Origin of the sequence: Klebsiella grimontii (genome assembly GCF_042137965.1) — a bacterium.
Classification (GTDB): Bacteria; Pseudomonadota; Gammaproteobacteria; order Enterobacterales; family Enterobacteriaceae; genus Klebsiella; species Klebsiella grimontii.
In genome coordinates this window covers 829927-849730 of record NZ_CP169721.1, presented here as the reverse complement: position 1 = coordinate 849730, position 19804 = coordinate 829927, and the positions used below count along the sequence as shown (strand labels likewise).

Sequence of the window (19804 nt, the reverse complement as noted above, 5' to 3'; positions counted from 1 at the left end):
GAAATCATTCAATGTTAATCGGCCCATATGTAAACGGAGCCGCCGTGATTATCGGCGGACTCATCGGCGCTGCGGCGGGCGGCAAGCTCCCCGAGCGCGTCAAAACGGCGCTGCCGATGACCTTCGGCCTGTGCTCCGTTGGTCTTGGTATTACGCTGGTGCTCAAAGTGAAATATATGCCCGCCGTCGTGCTGGCAATGGTGATTGGCGCCATCCTCGGCGAACTGCTGCATCTGGAAAAGGGCATCGGTAAAGCCGCAGGCTCCACGCGCGGTTTGATCAACAAAGTGCTGCCGCCGGTCAATGGCCTTGGCCATGAAGAGTTTACCGAGAAATTTGTCGCCATCCTGGTTCTGTTTTGCGCCAGCGGCACCGGTATTTTCGGCGCGATGACCGAAGGCATGAGCGGCGATCCGTCAATTCTGTATATCAAAACGATTCTCGATCTGTTTACCGCCGGGATTTTCGCGACGCTGCTGGGCTACGCGGTGATGGCCATTGCTATCCCGCAGGTCATTATTCAGATTGCGCTGGCGATGCTGGCGGTGGTTATTCTGCCGTCGATCTCGCCTGATATGATGGCGGATTTCTCCTGCGCCGGCGGACTGCTGATGGTGGCGACCGGGCTGCGCATCTGTAACATTAAGCTCTTTCCAGTGGCCAACATGTTGCCAGGGCTTGTTTTGGTAATGCCTTTGTCCCATTTATGGGCTACCCTAGTGGCCTGAGTACATGACCCGGCGGGTTTGTGCCGGGTCATTTTTCATTTCAGGAGTTGTCATGGCCGGGGAACATGTCATTTTGCTGGACAAGCAAGATAAGCCTTCAGGTATGCTGGAGAAGTATGCCGCTCACACCCTCGATACCCCTTTGCATCTCGCGTTTTCCTGCTGGTTGTTCAATGAACAAGGCCAACTGCTGGTCACGCGCCGCTCGTTGGGCAAAAAAGCCTGGCCTGGCGTGTGGACGAACTCAGTCTGCGGGCATCCGCAAACCGACGAAACCTTCGAACAGGCCGTTGAGCGCCGCTGCCGCTTTGAGCTTGGCGTTGAGATTACCCGCATCGCCCCAGTCTTTCCGGCATTTCGCTATCGGGCCGTCGCGCCGAATGGCATCGTCGAAAACGAGGTCTGTCCGGTCTATGCGGCACGAATAGCCAGCGCGTTACGGATAAATCCTGACGAAGTGATGGATGTTCAGTGGAGCAATCTTGCGGATGTTCTGAGCGGGATTCGCGCGACGCCGTGGGCGTTTAGCCCGTGGATGGTGATGCAGGCAGCGGACGACAATGCGCGTAATGCGTTGATAAACTTTAGCCGTCAGGCATAAAAAACCCCAGCAGCGCTGGGGTTTCGTTTATTCGCGTAATGCTTATTTTACCGGACGCATCGCCGGGAACAGGATCACGTCGCGGATGGTGTGGCTGTTGGTAAACAGCATCACCATACGATCGATACCGATACCGAGGCCCGCGGTCGGCGGCAGGCCGTGCTCCAGCGCGGTAACGTAGTCTTCGTCATAGAACATCGCTTCGTCATCACCGGCGGCTTTCGCGTTAACCTGATCGAGGAAGCGCTGCGCCTGGTCTTCCGCATCGTTCAGCTCGCTAAAGCCGTTACCGATTTCACGCCCGCCGATGAAGAATTCAAAACGGTCGGTGATTTCCGGGTTCTCGTCGTTACGGCGCGCCAGCGGAGAGACTTCTGCCGGATATTCGGTGATAAAGGTTGGCTGAATCAGATGCGCTTCCGCCACTTCTTCGAAGATCTCGGTCACGATGCGGCCCAGACCCCAGCTCTTCTCAACGTGAATGCCGATGCTTTCCGCAATGGCTTTTGCAGAATCGAAGTTATCCAGATCGGCCATCTCGGTTTCCGGACGGTATTTCTTGATCGCTTCGCGCATGGTCAGCTTTTCAAACGGCTTGCCGAAATCGAAGGTCTGATCGCCGTAAGGCACTTCAGTGTGGCCCAGAACGTCCTGCGCCAGGGTGCGGAACAGGGATTCGGTCAGATCAATCAGATCTTTGTAGTCCGCATAGGCCATATAGAGTTCCATCATGGTGAACTCTGGGTTATGGCGAACGGAGATGCCTTCGTTACGGAAGTTACGGTTGATTTCGAACACGCGCTCGAAGCCGCCGACTACCAGACGCTTCAGGTACAGCTCCGGCGCGATACGCAGGTACATGTCCAGATCGAGCGCGTTGTGATGGGTGATGAACGGCCGCGCGGAAGCGCCGCCGGGGATCACCTGCATCATCGGGGTTTCAACTTCCATAAAGCCGCGGCCGACCATGAACTGACGGATGCCCGCCAGGATCTGCGAACGCACTTTAAAGGTGTTGCGCGATTCATCATTGGAGATCAGGTCCAGATAGCGCTGACGATAGCGCGCTTCCTGATCCTGCAGGCCGTGGAATTTGTCCGGCAGCGGGCGCAGGGCTTTGGTCAGCAGACGCAGTTCGGTGCAGTGGATAGAGAGCTCGCCGGTCTTGGTTTTGAACAGCTTACCGCGCGCGGCAATGATGTCGCCAAGGTCCCACTTTTTGAACTGCTCGTTGTAGACGCCTTCCGCCAGATCGTCACGGGCGACGTACAGCTGAATGCGGCCGCCAACATCCTGCAGCGTAACGAAGGAGGCTTTACCCATGATACGACGGGTCATCATGCGGCCAGCGACGGCGACTTCAACATTCAGCGCTTCCAGCTCTTCGTTTTCTTTAGCATCGAAGTCAGCGTGCAGTTGGTCTGAGGTGTGGTCACGACGGAAATCATTCGGGAACGGGATACCCTGCTCACGCAGCGCAGCCAGCTTTTCACGACGGGCTTTCAGTTCATTATTAAGGTCAATTGCCGCGTCAGCGCCCTGTGCTTGTTGTTCAGACATGTTGGTTCCTCATAACCCTGCTTTCAAACTTGCTTCGATAAATTGATCCAGGCTGCCGTCCAGCACCGCCTGAGTGTTGCGGGTTTCTACCCCGGTGCGCAGATCTTTAATGCGGGAGTCATCCAGCACGTAAGAACGGATCTGGCTGCCCCAGCCGATGTCGGATTTGGTATCTTCCATCGCCTGCTTCTCGGCATTTTTCTTCTGCATTTCCAGCTCATAAAGCTTCGCTTTCATCTGCTTCATGGCCTGGTCTTTGTTCTTGTGCTGCGAACGGTCGTTCTGGCACTGGGTCACTAAGCCGGTCGGAATGTGGGTGATACGCACCGCGGATTCCGTACGGTTAACGTGCTGGCCGCCCGCGCCGGAGGCGCGGTAAACGTCAATGCGCAGATCCGCCGGGTTGATGTCGATATCGATATCGTCATCCACTTCCGGGTAAACGAACGCGGAGCTGAAAGAGGTGTGGCGGCGGCCGCCGGAATCGAACGGGCTCTTACGCACCAGGCGATGAACGCCGGTTTCAGTACGCAGCCAGCCGTAGGCGTAGTCACCGATAATCTTGATGGTCACGGACTTAATGCCCGCCACTTCGCCTTCAGACTCTTCAATGATCTCGGTCTTGAAGCCGCGCGCTTCAGCCCAGCGCAGATACATGCGCGTCAGCATGCTGGCCCAGTCTTGCGCTTCCGTACCGCCGGAACCGGCCTGGATATCGAGGTAGCAATCGGCGCTGTCGTATTCCCCGGAGAACATGCGGCGGAATTCCAGCTGTGCCAGCTTCTCTTCCAGCACATCGAGCTCAGCGACGGCTTCGTTGAAGGTCTCTTCGTCGTCGGCTTCAACGGCCAGCTCCAGCAGGCCGGATACGTCCTCCAGCCCCTGAGACATCTGATCCAGCGTATCAACGATGGCTTCCAGCGAGGAACGCTCTTTGCCCAGCGCCTGTGCGCGCTCGGGTTCGTTCCAGACGTCCGGCTGCTCCAGCTCGGCGTTTACTTCTTCGAGACGCTCTTTCTTAGCATCGTAGTCAAAGATACCCCCTAAGAACGCCCGAGCGCTCCGTGAGGTCCTGAATGCGGTTTTTTACCGGATTTATTTCAAACATGGTCGGTTTCTTTTAATGGATTCGTCAAAATGCGGTGATAAGAGCGGAATTCTACCGGATTCGCGCTCTCATTAATATACTGTTGTCAATTTGGCCAGAGGTGGTCAATGATCAGCTGCAGGCTGCGGTTGCCGCGGAACTCATTGATATCCAGCTTATAGGCAAGCTGAACTTCGCGAACGCCGTTATCCGGCCAAAGGGAAGTATCAACATTGAACGCGATACCGTCCAGCAGCGGGCCGCCGCCGACCGGTTCAACCATCACCTTCAGATGACGCTCACCGACCAGCCGCTGCTGCAGCAGACGAAAACGCCCGTCAAACAGCGGCTCGGGGAACATCTGCCCCCACGGCCCGGCGTCGCGCAGCATCTGCGCGACCTCCATGCTCATTTCTGCCGCCGTCAGCGGACCGTCGGAGACCACTTCGCCCTGCAGCAGCGCCGGATCGAGCCACTCGGTCACCAGCTCGCCAAAGCGCTGCTGGAACTCTTCAAAGCGCGCCTCTTCCAGCGATAGCCCTGCCGCCATGGCATGGCCGCCAAACTTCATAATCAGCCCCGGATAGAGCGTATCCAGACGCTCCAGCGCATCGCGCATATGCAGCCCCTGAATCGACCGACCGGAGCCTTTGAGCGTACCGTCGCCGGTGGGCGCAAAGGCGATAACCGGGCGATGGAAGCGCTCTTTGATACGCGAGGCCAGAATGCCGACGACGCCCTGATGCCACTGCGGGTGGTACATCGCCAGGCCGCCGGGCAGCGTCTCGCCGCTGCGTTCCAGCTTTTCACACAGGGTCAGCGCTTCCGCCTGCATCCCCTGTTCTATCTCTTTACGCGTCTGGTTCAGCGCGTCCAGCTCATTGGCCAGCATCCGGGCTTCGCCGGTGTTGTCGCACAGCAGCAGCGCCACGCCGACGGACATATCGTCCAGCCGCCCCGCCGCGTTCAGACGCGGGCCGAGCGCAAAGCCGAGATCGCTTGCCGCCAGCTTTTGCGGATCGCGGTTGGCGATTTCCAGCAGCGCTTTAATGCCCGGACGGCATTTCCCCGCCCGAATGCGGCTCAGCCCCTGCCAGGTCAGGATCCGGTTGTTGGCATCCAGCGGTACGACGTCCGCCACGGTGCCAAGCGCCACCAGATCGAGTAAATCAGCCAGATTCGGCGGCGCGATGCCGCGCTCCTCAAACCAGCCTTTATCGCGCAGAAAAGTGCGCAGCGCCAGCATCAGATAAAAAGCTACGCCCACCCCGGCCAGCGATTTCGACGGGAACTCACAGTCGCGCAGGTTCGGGTTAATAATCGCTTCCGCCGCGGGCAGCGAATCCCCCGGCAGGTGGTGATCGGTTACCAGCACCGGAATACCCAGCGCGTGGGCATGATCGACGCCAGCGTGCGAAGAAATGCCGTTGTCGACGGTCATAATCAGCTGCGCGCCGCGGGCGTGAGCCTGATCGACTACTTCCGGACTCAGGCCGTAGCCATCTTCAAAACGGTTTGGCACCAGGTACGAAACGTTGCCGTAACCCAGCGCGCGCAGAGCCAGCACGCTCAGCGCGGTGCTGGTGGCACCGTCAGCGTCAAAGTCGCCGACCACCACGATATGCAGCCCCTGCTTAAATGCGCCGTAAAGTATCTCTACCGCTTTTTCGACGCCGGTCAGCTGCGACCACGGCAGCATGCCTTTCACCCCGCGCTCCAGCTCCTGCGCGCTGCGCACGCCGCGGCTGGCGTACAGCCGCTGCAGCAGCGGCGGGAGATCGGCAGGTAAATCGACGCCGTCAACCGCCTCGCGGCGGCGTAGTTGTATCTGTTGTTTCACGCGAATCAGTTACCGCTTGTCTGTTTTTGATGCTCATCGAGGAGCGCTTTCAGGTCTTTCGGATCGCGATAGCCGGGCATAAGGGTGCCGTCGCTCAGCACCATCGCCGGCGTGCCGTTAACGCCAAGCTGCACGCCCAGCGTGTAGTGTTTAGCGATATCAACATCGCAGCTGGCCGGCTGCACGCCTTTGCCGCTCATCGCGTTATCCAGGGCTTTGTTGCGATCTTTGGCGCACCAGATAGCCTTCATGTTCTGCTCGGCTTCGCTTTGCAGCCCCTGGCGCGGGAAGGCCAGATAGCGCACGGTAATCCCCAGCGCGTTGTAGTCGCTCATCTGTTCGTGCAGTTTATGGCAGTAGCCGCAGGTAATATCGGTGAAGACGGTGATGACGTGTTTTTCCTGCGGCGCCTTATAGACGATCATCTCTTTTTCCAGCGCGTTCAGCTTACCGGCCAGCAGCGTATTGGTGACGTTTACCGGCTGCGCGCCGCTGACGTCGTACATCGGCCCCTGGATAATGTGCTTACCGTCATCGGTAACGTATATCACGCCGCTGTCCGTCAATGCGGTGCTGATGCCTTTGATCGGCGAAGGTTGCACGTCCGAACTCTGCACACCCAGCTTCGCCAGCAGTTGCTTAATCGCCGCGCTATCCGCATGCGCCGCACCGGATAAGGTGGTCGCCAGCAGAGTGAACATCAGTAAACCTTTTTTCATACTCAGTCCTTTTTTTCAGCACTCACGCACGCGGGTGATGCTGTTGATGGAGTTGTCGCAGACGCTCGGTCGCCACGTGGGTGTAGATCTGCGTCGTGGAGAGATCGCTGTGTCCTAACAGCATCTGCACCACGCGTAAGTCGGCGCCATGGTTAAGTAAATGTGTAGCAAACGCATGGCGTAACACGTGCGGGGAGAGCTTTTCGCTATCAATCCCCGCCAGTACGGCATAGTGCTTAATTCGATGCCAGAAGGTCTGGCGCGTCATCTGCTGCGCGCGCTGGCTGGGGAAAAGCACATCGGACGCCACGCCGTTCAGCAGCCAGGGGCGGCCGTATTCAAGGTAATTCTCAACCCACAGCACCGCCTCTTCGCCTAACGGTACCAGACGTTCTTTATTTCCTTTACCAATCACGCGCAGCACGCCCTGGCGCAGGCTAATGTCGCTCATGGTCAGGCCCACCAGCTCGGAAACGCGCAGACCGGTGGCGTACAGCACTTCCAGCATCGCTTTATCGCGCAGCTCCAGCGGCTGTTCAACCAGCGGAGCCTGGAGTAGCCGCTCCACCTGCGCCTCACTCAGATCCTTCGGCAGCCGCTGCGGCAGCTTTGGCGAGGCCAGCAGCGCGCTGGGATCGTCCGGACGAATTTTCTCCCGGTAAAGATGCTGGAAGAAGCGTCGCACGGCGCTTAGCAGGCGCGCGGTGCTGGTGGCCTTGTAGCCGCCGGTTTGCCGCTCCGCCAGCAGCGACTGGAGATCTTCGCCGCTGACGCTGGCAAGCGACAGGCCACGATGATGCAGCCATTCCACCACCATCGTCAGGTCCCGGCGGTAGGCGCTTAGCGTGTTCTCCGCCAGATTACGCTCCAGCCATAAGGCATCAAGAAACTGCTCGATTCGTGCGAGATCCTGTTCCACTCCGGCCTCTTTGCTTATTAAAACGGCGCCATTATACCCTAAATAATTCGAGTTGCAGGCGGGCGCGGCCTTTCTGGTACACTAAGCGCAAAGTCACAGCAAGAATTGAGACGTTTCCGCGATGAACATAGGTCTTTTTTACGGTTCCAGCACCTGCTACACCGAAATGGCGGCGGAAAAAATCCGCGATATTATCGGCCCTGAACTGGTCACGCTGCACAACCTGAAAGATGATTCCCCTGCCCTGATGACGCAGTATGACGTGCTGATCCTCGGCATTCCGACCTGGGATTTCGGCGAGATCCAGGAAGATTGGGAAGCCGTCTGGCAGCAGCTTGATACGCTGGATCTGCAGGATAAAATCGTCGCGCTGTACGGCATGGGCGACCAGCTCGGCTACGGCGAATGGTTCCTCGACGCGCTCGGTATGCTGCACGATAAGCTGGCGACCAAAGGGGTTAAGTTCATTGGCTACTGGCCTACCGAAGGCTATGAATTCACCAGCCCGAAACCGGTCATCGCCGACGGCCAGCTGTTCGTTGGCCTGGCGCTTGACGAAACGAACCAGTACGATCTGAGCGATGAGCGCATTCAGAACTGGTGCGAGCAAATCCTCGGTGAAATGGCTGAGCAGTTCTCCTGAGCCTTTGCCTACTCTTGCGTCGGTTTCTGTAACACCAGCCGACGCAGGTCGCGCCATTCTCCCGCGTCCATGCTATCCGCCGCGACCCATAAATGCTGGGTACGTTGGTTTTCCGTATTCCGCAGGCGCAGCAGCATGCCGCTGTTGATTACCCACGGCGTACCGATAATCTCCCACTCCGCCTTTTGCCAGCGCAGACGCGAATCGATCAGCAGCTTTATTTCGCCCTGACGGGCGTGGATCCGCCGCTGGCTGCGTACGCAGTCGAACACTACCAGCGACAGCAGTATCAGCCACAGCGGGGTATAGCTCAGCGGCCAGGGCATCAGCAGCACCAGCGCCGCCACCACGCCGTGCATCAGCAGTGAAAACCACTGCGCGCGCCATGAGATGCGTAAATCAGATTGCCACAGGACCACGTTCCCGATTCCGAGTCTGAATTAATTTTACCATCCGCTGCAGTTCAGCATCAGCCGGCTCGCCATGATTCATCAACCAGTTGAAGAGATCCGGATCGTCGTTTTCCAGCAGGCGGATGAATAACGCCTTATCGCCATCGCTTAGCGTATCGTACTCATGCTCGAAAAACGGCATGATGGATATATCGAGTTCACGCATACCTCGACGACATGCCCAATGGATACGGGCTTTATTGTTAATGTCCATGTTTTACTTCCTGCTTATAAATATCTCTTAGTTTAACCCGTTTTCGGCGCTGACTTCACTGGAATATCAAGATTCGCGAGCGCTATTCCATGAAATCCTTAAAATAATCAGGTTATTGGTTATTTCGCTCGTTTTAGCTCCCCGTTTTTTAGGGCACGAATGGCCTGTCAAAAGCGCTTGCATTGCACCATAGCTCTTTTACCATTAGTCACACACTCTGCGTTAAGCTATTCAGGATATGACTATGGCTTTTACACCTTTTCCTCCGCGTCAGCCCTCCTCTTCCGCTCGTCTGCCGTTAACGCTGATGACGCTGGACGACTGGGCGCTGGCGACGATTACCGGTCCGGATGGCGAAAAATATCTGCAGGGGCAGATCACCGCCGACGTCAGCCACCTGACCGACGAGCAGCATCTGCTTGCCGCGCACTGTGACGCCAAGGGCAAGATGTGGAGCAACCTGCGCGTTTTCCGCCGCAATGAGGGTTTTGCATGGATTGAACGCCGCAGCCTGCGTGATGCGCAGCTGACCGAACTGAAAAAGTACGCGGTGTTCTCTAAGGTGACGATCGCCGCCGATGATGAATCCGTGCTGCTGGGCGTTGCCGGTTTCCAGGCGCGCGCCGCGCTGACGCCGCTGTTGGGCGAACTGCCGAACGCCGAGAAACAGGTGGTCAGCGAAGGCGCTACCAGCGTGCTGTGGTTTGAGCATCCGGCCGAGCGCTTCCTGCTGGTGACCGATGCGGCAACCGCCACCCGCATCACCGATGCCCTGCGCGGCGAAGCGCAGCTTAACAATAGTCAGCAGTGGCTGGCGCTGAATATTGAAGCCGGTCTGCCGGTTATCGACAGCGCCAACAGCGCGCAGTTTATTCCGCAAGCCACCAACCTGCAGGCGCTGGGCGGCATCAGCTTCAAAAAAGGCTGCTATACCGGCCAGGAGATGGTGGCCCGCGCTAAATTCCGCGGCGCCAACAAGCGCGCCCTGTGGTATCTGGCCGGGACCGCCAGCCGCGTGCCGGAAGCCGGGGAAGACCTGGAGCTGAAAATGGGTGAAAACTGGCGCCGTACCGGCACCGTTTTAGCCGCCGTACAGCTGGACGACGGCCGTCTGCTGGTGCAGGTGGTGATGAATAATGATATGGAACCGGACAGCGTGTTCCGCGTGCGCGACGATGCCGGTAGCCTGAGCATCGAGCCGCTGCCGTATACGCTGGAAGAGCGTTAAAGCGATATTCCCGCCCGCCTTCTCCCCGGAGGCGGCGCGACTCGCCTGTCCGGGCTACCAGCCCGCAGACGACGGTGAACCTGTAGCCCGGCTAAGCGTAGCGCGAGCCGGGAGATTTCTCAAAATTTAAACCTGCCCGACGTACAAATAAATGGCCAGGAAGTGGCACACGCTGCCGCCCAGGACAAAACCGTGCCAGATAGCGTGGTTGTATGGAATACGTTTGCAGACGTAGAAAATAACCCCCAGCGAATAAATAATCCCGCCAACGGCTAACAGCGTTACGCCGCCCACCGCCAGCTTAATCGCCAGTTGATAAACCACAATCAGCGACAGCCAGCCCATCGTCAGGTAGGTCACTAAAGAGAGGATCTTAAAACGATGCGCAATCGTCAGCTTAAACAGGATCCCCAGCAGCGCCAGGCTCCAGATGACGATCATCAACCCGCGCGACAGCGGCGAATTTAGCCCTACCAGCAGAAACGGCGTATAGGTCCCGGCAATCAGCAGGTAGATCGCGCAGTGGTCGAATTTTTTCAGCCACAGCTTTGCCCGCTGATGCGGAATGGCGTGATAGAGCGTAGAGGCGAGGAACAGCAGAATCATGCTCCCGCCGTACAGGCTGTAGCTGGTGATGGCCGTTGCGCCGGCGTTACTATCCACCGCCTGTACTAGCAACAGCACCAGACCGACAATACCGAACACCAGCCCAATCCCGTGGCTGATGCTGTTGGCAATTTCCTCTGCCAGAGAATATCCCTGCGTGATTAACGATTTGCGAACCATATTTGACTCCGAAAACAAGTACGCTTTCAATAGCACACTTAGGTTAACTGAGAATGATTCCAGTGAACACCTGTTAGCTAAAATAAAAGGATGAATATTTATGAATATAATAAAATCAATAAGTTAAATTAAAATTTCAACTTACACTCGTTCATTATTTTATTAAAGCCTTTCGAATTCAATAACATAAAACAGCTTTTCTTCAGGGTAGATTTCCGCTATCACTTCGCGCAGCTGCGGCAGGGTCATATTCTCCTGCTGCGCGTGCCGTTCGTTCAGCGTATCCAGCGTCACCGTCGAGGTTGCGACTACGCGAATGGTGCAAAAATAGCCGTCATCTTCATAGCGACCAACGCGCAGTACATCGCCAGCTTTAAAGTGCGATTCCGCAGCATCGCGGATGGTAATGGTTTTGCGTCCGGCGAGGATGTCGTCCTGAAAACGCTGAAAAAAGGTTATGTTATTTGGCTGCATGATATCATTCCGTCCTGGTCATTATGAATTGTGAGTTTGCCACTGTGAGTATCTTCTCCCACGCCGCTATCGCCAGTCTCAATAATCTTGAGATGATGGTCTATCACTATGTCATTAAAAATCGCGACAAAGTGATGTACATGACCATCCGCGAACTGGCGGAAGCGGCCGGAGTCTCCACGACCACCGTCCTGCGCTTCTGCCGCAAGCTGCAGTGCGAAGGCTACTCGGAGTTTCGCGTACGCTTTAAATTATATCTGGAGCAGAATGAGCCTCAACAGGCAAATATCGGCGCCAGCGAAATAATGAGCTTTTTTAAAAGCGTTAATAACGATGAATTTGACCAACTGCTCGAGCAGGCGGTCGATATTATTCTGTCGTCAGAACGTATTATTTTCGTCGGCGCCGGCACTTCCGGCGCGCTGGCAAAATATGGCGCACGCTTCTTTTCTAACGTCGGGAAATTCAGCAATCATATCGACGATCCTTATTTCCCGGTGACCAATGATATGGCGCGTAATGCGCTGGCGATTGTACTGTCGGTCTCCGGTGAAACGGAAGAGATCCTGCGCTTTGCCAGCCAGTTCAGCCTGCATCGCTGTAAAGTGATGTCCATCACCAGCCACGAGCACTCGCGGCTGGCAAAGCTTGCCGACTTCAATCTCTCCTGGCACGTTCCGCAAACGCGCATCGGCGGCGTCTACGACATTACCACCCAGATCCCGGTCATTTATATTCTGGAAACGCTGGGGCGTAAATTAGCGCGCAAACTCCGCTGAAAATAACAGGATGTTTTTTCGATGTAACAAATTCCATCCAGGACAAATTGTTATATCGTGACATTTATATCGCCTTTGTTAGACTCGAAACCAACAAGTAATTATGACGAGATGAGCAAAGATGAAGAAAATTTCTTTACCAAAAGACTTTTTATGGGGCGGCGCCGTCGCCGCGCACCAGGTTGAAGGTGGCTGGAATAAAGACGGTAAAGGTCCGAGCATCTGCGACGTGCTTACCGGCGGCGCGCACGGCGTGCCGCGCGAGATAACCCAGCAGGTAGAGCCGGGCAAGTACTATCCAAACCACGAAGCCATCGACTTCCATGGCCGCTACAAAGAAGACATCAAGCTGTTCGCCGAGATGGGCTTCAAGTGCTTCCGCACCTCCATCGCCTGGACGCGCATTTTCCCGCTGGGCGACGAAAGCCAGCCGAATGAAAAGGGGCTGAAATTCTACGATGATATGTTCGATGAACTGCTGAAGTACAACATCGAGCCGGTAATCACCCTCTCCCACTTTGAGATGCCGCTGCATCTGGTTCAGCAGTACGGCGGCTGGACCAACCGCAAAGTGGTCGATTTCTTTGTGCGCTTCGCCGAAGTGGTCTTCGAGCGCTATGAGCACAAAGTGAAATACTGGATGACCTTTAACGAGATCAATAACCAGCGTAACTGGCGCGCGCCGCTGTTTGGCTACTGCTGCTCCGGCGTGGTCTATACCGAGCATGAAAACCCGGAAGAGACCATGTACCAGGTGCTGCATCATCAGTTTGTCGCCAGCGCGCTGGCGGTGAAGGCGGCACGTCAAATCAATCCGCAGATGCAGGTTGGCTGCATGCTGGCAATGGTCCCTCTCTATCCGTACTCCTGTAAGCCGGAAGACGTGATGTTTGCCCAGGAATCGATGCGCGAACGCTACGTCTTTACCGACGTCCAGCTGCGCGGCTACTACCCGAGCTACGTCCTGAACGAGTGGGAGCGCCGCGGCTTCAGTATCAAAATGGAGGATGGCGATGCGCAAATCCTGCGCGAAGGCACCTGCGCGTATCTCGGCTTCAGCTACTACATGACCAACGCGGTGAAAGCGGAAGGCGGCAGCGGCGACGCAATTTCCGGCTTCGAGGGCAGCGTGCCCAACCCGCACGTTAAAGCGTCCGATTGGGGTTGGCAGATTGACCCGGTGGGCCTGCGCTATGCGCTGTGCGAACTGTATGAGCGCTATCAGAAACCGCTGTTTATCGTCGAAAACGGCTTCGGCGCGTACGATAAAGTCGAAGAAGACGGCAGCATCAACGACGACTACCGCATCGACTATCTGCGCGCTCACGTCGAAGAGATGATCAAAGCGGTGACTTACGACGGCGTTGAGCTAATGGGCTATACCCCGTGGGGCTGCATCGACTGCGTCTCCTTCACTACCGGTCAATACAGCAAGCGCTACGGCTTTATCTACGTCAACAAACATGACGATGGTACCGGCGATATGTCCCGCTCGCGCAAGAAGAGCTTTAACTGGTACAAAGACGTTATCGCCAGCAACGGCGAGAAACTGTAAGCATCTTGCCCCTTTTCAGTCGGAAGGGGGTAAAACTTCCCACAAAACAGACACTTCTTTACAGCTTTAGCATTGCTAACGCGCGCTCAGCCGATAAGATAAACCCCATCAATCGTTGAGCCGCTGACCCTTACTCCGCAAATCAACGCCGCACGCTGCCGGCTTTTCCGGCGCATCACCATGTAGAAAAATGATGCTAAACGTCTTTAGACAGATCCTGACATGGCTGCTGATCGTTGCCGCCGTCAGCCTGGCTGTGGATTATCTGCGCAAACCGGCGCTGCCGCAGAATTTCTCCAGCACGCCGCTGCAAACGCTTGATGGCCGAACGGTCGATCTGGCGGCCATGAGCCACGAACGCCCCTTGCTGCTGTACGTCTGGGCGACCTGGTGCAGCGTATGCCGCTATACCACCCCGTCGGTGGCTGCTTTAGCCGACGATGGCGGTAATGTTATGACGGTAGCGTTACGTTCGGGCGATAACGCCACCCTGACGCGCTGGCTGGCGCATAAAAAAACGGCGCTGCCGACGATTAATGACGCCAGCGGTCAGCTATCCCAACGGTGGGAGGTACAGGTCACGCCGACCCTTATCGTTATCTCGCGCGGCGAGGTGAAGTCAGTCACCACCGGCTGGACCAGCAACTGGGGAATGCGCCTGCGGCTGTGGATGGCGTCGTAGGGAATTTCCCTGCTTGCTGAGCTACGGGTCGATGCGGTCTAAAGGTCTGGTAACCCGGAAATCCACAGTGTAATGGATCACAAAACTCCCGGTGGCGCTGCGCTGACCTGGCTACAAGTTCACAGTTGTCTGCGGGCTGGTAGCCCGGACAGGTGCGCAGCGCCGCCTCCGGGAAAGATTTACGGATTACTTCCCGCCCGCCAGCTCGAGGAAGCTGCCGGTAACGTAGGAAGCCTTATCGCTTAGCAGCCAGACGATGGCCTGAGCCACCTCCTCCGGCTGCCCGCCGCGCCGCATCGGCAGCATCGACTTGACGCGATCCACGCGCCCGGGCTCACCGCCGCTGGCGTGCATATCGGTATAGATTAAGCCGGGGCGCACGCCGTTGACCCGAATCCCCTGCGCCGCCACTTCCAGCGACAGGCCGGTGGTCAGGGTATCAACCGCACCTTTCGACGCGGCGTAATCCACATACTCCCCCGGCGCCCCGAGGCGCGATGCCGCGGACGACACATTCACAATCGCCCCACCCTTACCGCCGTGCTTGTGCGACATCCGCTTTACCGCCTCCCGGCAGCAGAGGAAGTAACCGGTCACATTGGTGGCCAGCACCCGGTTAATCCGGTCGGCGCTAAGGCTTTCAATCGTCCCCTGAGTAAATAAAATCCCGGCGTTATTGACCAGCGCGGAGAGCGGTTCGCCGAGACGGTCGATCGAGGCAAACATCGCCATCACCTGCGCTTCATCGCTGACGTCCGCCCGTAACGCAACGGCTTTGCCGCCGCTGGCGATAATCTCGTTCACCACGCCGGTCGCCGCGGCGCTATTCTGGTGGTAATTCACCGCCACGGTATAGCCTTCCTGCGCCAGCAGCAGCGCCGTCGCTTTACCTATTCCCCGGCTGCCGCCCGTCACCAATGCTATCGTCATACCATTCTCCCAAAATATAAAGGCGCCGCAGCGCCTTTAAAAGATAGTCTAATCAGCAGATTACTGGTATTCGCTCATCGGTACGCAGGAGCAGAACAGGTTACGGTCGCCGTAAACATCGTCCAGACGCTTAACGGTCGGCCAGTATTTGTTGTTCAGCCCTGCCGGGAAGACCGCCAGTTCGCGGGCGTACGGATGGTTCCACGCGCTCACCAGTTCACCCTGGGTATGCGGCGCGTTCACCAGCGGGTTATCCTCCAGCGGCCACTCGCCGGCTTTCACGCGGTCGATCTCGCCGCGAATCGCCAGCATCGCATCGATAAAGCGGTCCAGCTCCACTTTGCTTTCCGATTCGGTCGGTTCAACCATCAGCGTACCGGCGACCGGGAAGGACATGGTTGGAGCATGGAAACCAAAATCAATCAGTCGCTTAGCAATATCCAGCTCGCTGATGCCGGTCTCTTCTTTCAGCGGACGAATATCCAGAATGCATTCGTGCGCCACGCGACCGTCGCGGCCGGTATACAGCACCGGAAACGCGTCTTTCAAACGGGTAGCGATGTAGTTGGCGTTCAGAATCGCCATCTGGCTCGCCTGTTTCAGCCCTTCTGCGCCCATCATTCGGATATACATCCAGCTGATTGGCAGGATGGAGGCGCTGCCGAACGGCGCGGCGGAAACCGCGCCCTGGCGGGTCAGCATGCCTTCAATTTGCACCACGCTGTGGCCCGGCACAAACGGCGCCAGGTGCGATTTCACGCCAATCGGCCCCATACCCGGGCCGCCGCCGCCGTGCGGAATACAGAAGGTCTTATGCAGGTTAAGGTGCGAGACGTCCGCGCCGATAAAGCCCGGAGAGGTAATGCCGACCTGGGCGTTCATGTTCGCGCCATCGAGGTAAACCTGGCCGCCAAACTGATGCACCACTTCGCACACTTCGCGAATGGTCTCTTCGTAAACGCCGTGGGTGGACGGATAGGTCACCATGATGCAGGAGAGGTTCGCCGCATGCTGCTCGGCTTTCGCCCGCAGGTCCGCAAGATCGATATTGCCGTTTTTATCGCAGGCCACCACCACCACCTGCATTCCCGCCATCTGCGCGGAAGCCGGGTTGGTGCCGTGAGCGGAGCTTGGGATCAGGCAGATATCGCGATGCCCCTCGTTGCGGCTTTCGTGGTAATGACGAATCGCCAGCAGGCCCGCGTATTCGCCCTGCGCGCCGGAGTTCGGCTGCATGCAGACCGCATCGTAGCCGGTCAGCTTAACCAGCCAGTCGGAGAGCTGAGCGATCATCTGATGATAGCCTTCAGCCTGATCGACCGGACAGAACGGATGCAGTTCGGCGAATTCCGGCCAGGTGATCGGGATCATCTCGGCGGCGGCATTCAGCTTCATGGTGCAGGAGCCCAGCGGGATCATCGCCTGGTTCAACGCCAGATCCTTACGCTCCAGCGCGTGCATATAGCGCATCATCTCGGTTTCGCTGTGGTAGCGGTTAAACACCGGATGAGTAAGGATCGCATCGTCGCGCAGCATGCTGGCAGGGATCGAGCGGCTATCGAGGGCCACGTCTTTATCCAGGGTGTCGATATCCAGGCCATGATCGTCGCCAAGGATGGCGCGGAACAGGTTCAGGACGTCTTCACGCGTGGTGGCTTCGTCAAGGGTGATCCCGACGGCATGATGAATATCGCTGCGCAGGTTAATGCGCAGCGCTTCCGCCCGCGCCAGCACAGCGGCTTTATCGGCAACCTCAACGCACAGGGTATCGAAGTAGTGCGCATGGCGGAGCTTAAGGCCTTTTTTCTGCAGACCATCGGCCAGAATATCGGTCAGACGGTGAATACGGCTGGCGATACGCTTCAGGCCAGCCGGACCGTGGAATACCGCGTACAGGCTGGCAATGTTGGCCAGCAGCACCTGAGAAGTACAGATATTGGAGTTCGCTTTCTCGCGGCGAATATGCTGCTCGCGCGTCTGCATCGCCATGCGCAGCGCGGTATTGCCCGCCGCATCTTTCGATACGCCGATAATACGGCCCGGCATGGAGCGTTTGAATTCATCTTTGGCGGCAAAGAAAGCCGCGTGCGGGCCGCCGTAGCCCATCGGTACGCCAAAGCGCTGGGCGGAGCCAAAAACGATGTCCGCGCCCTGCTTACCCGGTGCGGTCAGCAGAACCAGCGCCATAAAATCGGCGGCGACGCTGACAATCACTTTGCGCGCTTTCAGGTCAGCAATCAGTTTGCTGTAATCATGAACCTCGCCGGTGGTGCCCACCTGCTGCAGCAGTACGCCGAAGACGTCCTGATGGTCGAGCGCTTTTTCCGCATCATCGACAATCACATCGAAACCGAAGGTCTCCGCGCGGGTGCGCACTACGTCCAGGGTCTGCGGGTGAACGTCGGCGGCGACGAAGAAACGGTTGGCGTTTTTCAGTTTGCTTACGCGTTTGGCCATCGCCATCGCTTCCGCGGCGGCGGTAGCTTCGTCCAGCAGCGAGGCTGAGGCGATATCGAGACCGGTCAGGTCGAGGGTCACCTGCTGGAAGTTCAGCAGCGATTCCAGACGGCCCTGAGAAACCTCCGGCTGATAAGGCGTATAGGCAGTATACCAGCCCGGATTTTCCAGCATGTTGCGCTGAATCACCGGCGGCAGCTGCACGGCGGTGTAGCCCATGCCAATGTACGACTTGAAGCGCTTGTTACGACCGGCGATCGCTTTCAGTTCCGCCAGCGCGGCGAATTCCGTGGTTGCCTCGCCCACCTGCGGCGGCGTCGCCAGCTGGATATCCTGCGGCACAATCTGGCCAATCAGGGCGTTAAGCGAATCGGCGCCAACGGTTTTCAGCATCTCCTGCTGCTGCAGGGCGTCCGGGCCGATGTGACGTTCAATAAAGGCGTCACGGTTTTCAAGCTGGCCTAAAGTCTGGGTCATGAGCGATGGTTCCTGAACGTGCGGTGAATCGTGATTGTCTGACTGGTTTGCCCGGCGAGCGCTGATGCTTGCCGGGCCAGAATACGCAAAATCATTGGCGTTGCAGGAAGCTAACGCCCCTGCAGCGTGAAGGATGAAGCGTATTTATTCGTCTTCTAACAGAGCTTCATATGCGGTCGCATCCAGCAGCGCGTCAACCTGAGCTTCGTCGCTGGCTTTGATTTTAAAGATCCAGCCACCGGCGTACGGCTCGCTGTTGACCAGCTCGGGGGAGTCGTTCAGCTCGTCATTGACGGCAACGATTTCGCCGCTGATCGGCGCGTAGATATCGGAAGCCGCTTTGACGGATTCGGCAACCGCGCAGTCTGCGCCCGCTTCAACGGCGGCGCCCACTTCCGGCAGGTCGACGAAAACCATATCGCCAAGCAGCTCTTGCGCGTGCTCGGTGATACCAACGGTATAAGTGCCGTCCGCTTCTTTACGCAGCCATTCGTGTTCTTTGCTGTATTTCAGTTCTGCTGGTACGTTGCTCATCAATTCATCTCCAAAAGGGAAATCACACCACGGCTTTGCCGTTGCGTACAAAAACAGGTTTAGTCACTTTGACCGGCATTTCGCGGTTGCGAATCTGCACTACGGCGGTTTCACCGATGCCTTCCGGTACGCGCGCTAACGCAATACTGTAGCCCAGCGTCGGGGAGAAGGTGCCGCTGGTGATAATGCCTTCTTTCTGATTGCCGTCGGCATCGCTAAAGCGCACCGGCAGGCCGCCACGCAGAACGCCTTTCTCGGTCATGACCAGGCCCACCAGCTGCTCGGTGCCCTTTTCGCGCTGCATTTCCAGCGCTTCACGCCCGATGAAGTCACGGTCAGTCGGTTCCCAGGCAATGGTCCAGCCCATATTAGCCGCCAGCGGAGAGACGCCTTCGTCCATCTCCTGGCCGTAAAGGTTCATGCCCGCTTCCAGGCGCAGCGTATCGCGCGCGCCGAGGCCGCATGGCTTAACGCCCGCATCGAGCAGGCCGCGCCAGAAATCTACCGCCTGCTCGTTCGGCAGCGCGATTTCATAACCCGCTTCGCCGGTATAGCCGGTGGTCGCAATAAACAGATCGCCCGCCTGCACGCCAAAGAAAGGCTTCATGCCTTCCACGGCCTGACGCTGCGCGTCGGTAAACAGCGTCGCCGCTTTCTCTTTCGCCCTGGGCCCCTGGACTGCGATCAGGGAAAGATCGTCGCGCACGGTTATTTCAAGACCATAAGATTCAGACTGCTGGGCGATCCAGGCGAGATCTTTTTCACGGGTGGCGGAGTTAACAACGAGGCGGAAATAGTCTTCAGAAAGGAAATAAACAATCAGGTCATCAATGACGCCGCCGGAGGCGGTCAGCATGCCGCTATAGAGCGCTTTGCCTGGCACGGTGAGCTTCGCTACGTCGTTAGCCAGCAAATAGCGCAGAAACTCGCGGATTCGGCTGCCGTGGAAATCGACGATGGTCATGTGCGACACATCGAACATTCCGGCATCGCCGCGCACCGCATGATGCTCATCAATCTGGGATCCGTAATGCAGCGGCATCATCCAGCCATGGAAATCCACCATGCGCGCGCCGCATAGCGTGTGTTGTTCAAACAACGGAGTCTGTTGAGCCATCTTTTCCTCATCGAATAAAACG

At 57.3% G+C, this 19804-nt stretch carries 20 protein-coding genes; 7 read left to right on the top strand and 13 right to left on the bottom strand.

Going from position 1 to position 19804, the window contains the following annotated elements:
- The first annotated feature begins 11 nt into the window (after positions 1–11).
- Both ACE3MN_RS04115 and idi read left to right on the top strand, forming a co-directional pair.
- Positions 12–728 carry a DUF554 domain-containing protein gene (locus ACE3MN_RS04115; RefSeq protein ID WP_082237659.1) on the top strand — a complete coding sequence of 239 codons (717 nt, stop codon included), beginning with the start codon at positions 12–14 and terminating at the stop codon, positions 726–728.
- A gap of 52 nt (positions 729–780) precedes the next feature.
- Positions 781–1329 carry an isopentenyl-diphosphate Delta-isomerase gene (gene idi, locus ACE3MN_RS04110; protein WP_102650116.1) on the top strand — a complete coding sequence of 183 codons (549 nt, stop codon included), beginning with the start codon at positions 781–783 and terminating at the stop codon, positions 1327–1329.
- 42 nt (positions 1330–1371) lie between these two features.
- Here the strand turns inward: idi and lysS are convergent, their stop codons facing one another.
- From lysS to xerD, 5 genes are all read right to left on the bottom strand, one after another.
- The gene (gene lysS / locus ACE3MN_RS04105; protein ID WP_102650115.1) at positions 1372–2889 is read right to left on the bottom strand and encodes a lysine--tRNA ligase; all 1518 of its coding nucleotides are present in this window, start codon (positions 2887–2889) and stop codon (positions 1372–1374) included.
- A gap of 9 nt (positions 2890–2898) precedes the next feature.
- Positions 2899–3997, bottom strand: a protein-coding gene (gene prfB / locus ACE3MN_RS04100) for a peptide chain release factor 2 (protein WP_098066859.1) whose coding sequence is annotated in 2 segments (ribosomal slippage) — positions 2899–3921 and positions 3923–3997 — 1098 coding nt in all. Because the reading frame shifts where the segments join, the coding sequence is not laid out codon by codon here.
- 85 nt (positions 3998–4082) lie between these two features.
- Positions 4083–5816, bottom strand: a complete 1734-nt coding sequence (recJ, locus tag ACE3MN_RS04095; protein WP_049090244.1) for a single-stranded-DNA-specific exonuclease RecJ — start codon at positions 5814–5816, stop codon at positions 4083–4085.
- A 5-nt stretch (positions 5817–5821) separates the two neighbouring features.
- Positions 5822–6535, bottom strand: coding sequence for a bifunctional protein-disulfide isomerase/oxidoreductase DsbC (dsbC, locus tag ACE3MN_RS04090; protein WP_004134425.1), 714 nt, complete (start codon positions 6533–6535; stop codon positions 5822–5824).
- A gap of 22 nt (positions 6536–6557) precedes the next feature.
- Entirely contained in the window at positions 6558–7454 is an 897-nt protein-coding gene (gene xerD, locus ACE3MN_RS04085) for a site-specific tyrosine recombinase XerD (protein ID WP_004124942.1), read from the bottom strand.
- A 121-nt stretch (positions 7455–7575) separates the two neighbouring features.
- Here xerD and fldB point away from each other — a divergent pair, with 121 nt between their 5' ends.
- Positions 7576–8097 (top strand): flavodoxin FldB, encoded by a 522-nt coding sequence (gene fldB / locus ACE3MN_RS04080; RefSeq protein ID WP_024358613.1) that lies wholly within the window; start codon positions 7576–7578, stop codon positions 8095–8097.
- A gap of 8 nt (positions 8098–8105) precedes the next feature.
- Here the strand turns inward: fldB and ACE3MN_RS04075 are convergent, their stop codons facing one another.
- Together ACE3MN_RS04075 and sdhE are read right to left on the bottom strand one after the other, a co-directional pair.
- On the bottom strand, positions 8106–8516 hold the full coding sequence (locus tag ACE3MN_RS04075) for a protein YgfX (protein WP_024358614.1): 411 nt from the start codon (positions 8514–8516) through the stop codon (positions 8106–8108).
- Positions 8497–8763 (bottom strand): FAD assembly factor SdhE, encoded by a 267-nt coding sequence (gene sdhE / locus ACE3MN_RS04070; RefSeq protein ID WP_004124953.1) that lies wholly within the window; start codon positions 8761–8763, stop codon positions 8497–8499. The genes ACE3MN_RS04075 and sdhE overlap by 20 nt, the downstream gene beginning before the upstream one ends.
- Positions 8764–9007: 244 nt before the next feature.
- Between sdhE and ygfZ the strand changes: the two genes are divergently transcribed.
- Complete coding sequence (gene ygfZ / locus ACE3MN_RS04065; protein ID WP_024358615.1) at positions 9008–9991, top strand: tRNA-modifying protein YgfZ; 984 nt, start codon at positions 9008–9010, stop codon at positions 9989–9991.
- A 126-nt stretch (positions 9992–10117) separates the two neighbouring features.
- Here the strand turns inward: ygfZ and trhA are convergent, their stop codons facing one another.
- Both trhA and yqfB read right to left on the bottom strand, forming a co-directional pair.
- Positions 10118–10777 (bottom strand): PAQR family membrane homeostasis protein TrhA, encoded by a 660-nt coding sequence (trhA, locus tag ACE3MN_RS04060; RefSeq protein ID WP_004124978.1) that lies wholly within the window; start codon positions 10775–10777, stop codon positions 10118–10120.
- Positions 10778–10939: 162 nt separating this feature from the next.
- Positions 10940–11251 carry a N(4)-acetylcytidine aminohydrolase gene (gene yqfB / locus ACE3MN_RS04055; RefSeq protein WP_004133599.1) on the bottom strand — a complete coding sequence of 104 codons (312 nt, stop codon included), beginning with the start codon at positions 11249–11251 and terminating at the stop codon, positions 10940–10942.
- A 50-nt stretch (positions 11252–11301) separates the two neighbouring features.
- Here yqfB and ACE3MN_RS04050 point away from each other — a divergent pair, with 50 nt between their 5' ends.
- The 3 genes from ACE3MN_RS04050 to ACE3MN_RS04040 all read left to right on the top strand — a co-directional run bounded on the left by ACE3MN_RS04050 (position 11302) and on the right by ACE3MN_RS04040 (position 14267).
- A complete protein-coding gene (locus ACE3MN_RS04050) occupies positions 11302–12030 on the top strand; it encodes a MurR/RpiR family transcriptional regulator (RefSeq protein WP_024358621.1) in 729 nt (242 codons plus the stop codon).
- 121 nt (positions 12031–12151) lie between these two features.
- A complete protein-coding gene (locus ACE3MN_RS04045) occupies positions 12152–13585 on the top strand; it encodes a 6-phospho-beta-glucosidase (protein WP_102650114.1) in 1434 nt (477 codons plus the stop codon).
- Between the two features lie 190 nt (positions 13586–13775).
- The gene (locus tag ACE3MN_RS04040) at positions 13776–14267 is read left to right on the top strand and encodes a protein disulfide oxidoreductase (RefSeq protein ID WP_082237651.1); all 492 of its coding nucleotides are present in this window, start codon (positions 13776–13778) and stop codon (positions 14265–14267) included.
- Between the two features lie 186 nt (positions 14268–14453).
- Here ACE3MN_RS04040 and ACE3MN_RS04035 read toward each other — a convergent pair whose 3' ends face one another.
- From ACE3MN_RS04035 to gcvT, 4 genes are all read right to left on the bottom strand, one after another.
- Positions 14454–15197, bottom strand: coding sequence for an SDR family oxidoreductase (locus ACE3MN_RS04035; protein WP_004133590.1), 744 nt, complete (start codon positions 15195–15197; stop codon positions 14454–14456).
- Between the two features lie 60 nt (positions 15198–15257).
- Positions 15258–18131, bottom strand: a complete 2874-nt coding sequence (gene gcvP, locus ACE3MN_RS04030; RefSeq protein WP_024358625.1) for an aminomethyl-transferring glycine dehydrogenase — start codon at positions 18129–18131, stop codon at positions 15258–15260.
- Between the two features lie 144 nt (positions 18132–18275).
- Positions 18276–18665, bottom strand: coding sequence for a glycine cleavage system protein GcvH (gene gcvH, locus ACE3MN_RS04025; protein ID WP_024358626.1), 390 nt, complete (start codon positions 18663–18665; stop codon positions 18276–18278).
- A 22-nt stretch (positions 18666–18687) separates the two neighbouring features.
- Complete coding sequence (gene gcvT / locus ACE3MN_RS04020; RefSeq protein ID WP_049087335.1) at positions 18688–19782, bottom strand: glycine cleavage system aminomethyltransferase GcvT; 1095 nt, start codon at positions 19780–19782, stop codon at positions 18688–18690.
- Positions 19783–19804 lie beyond the last annotated feature (22 nt).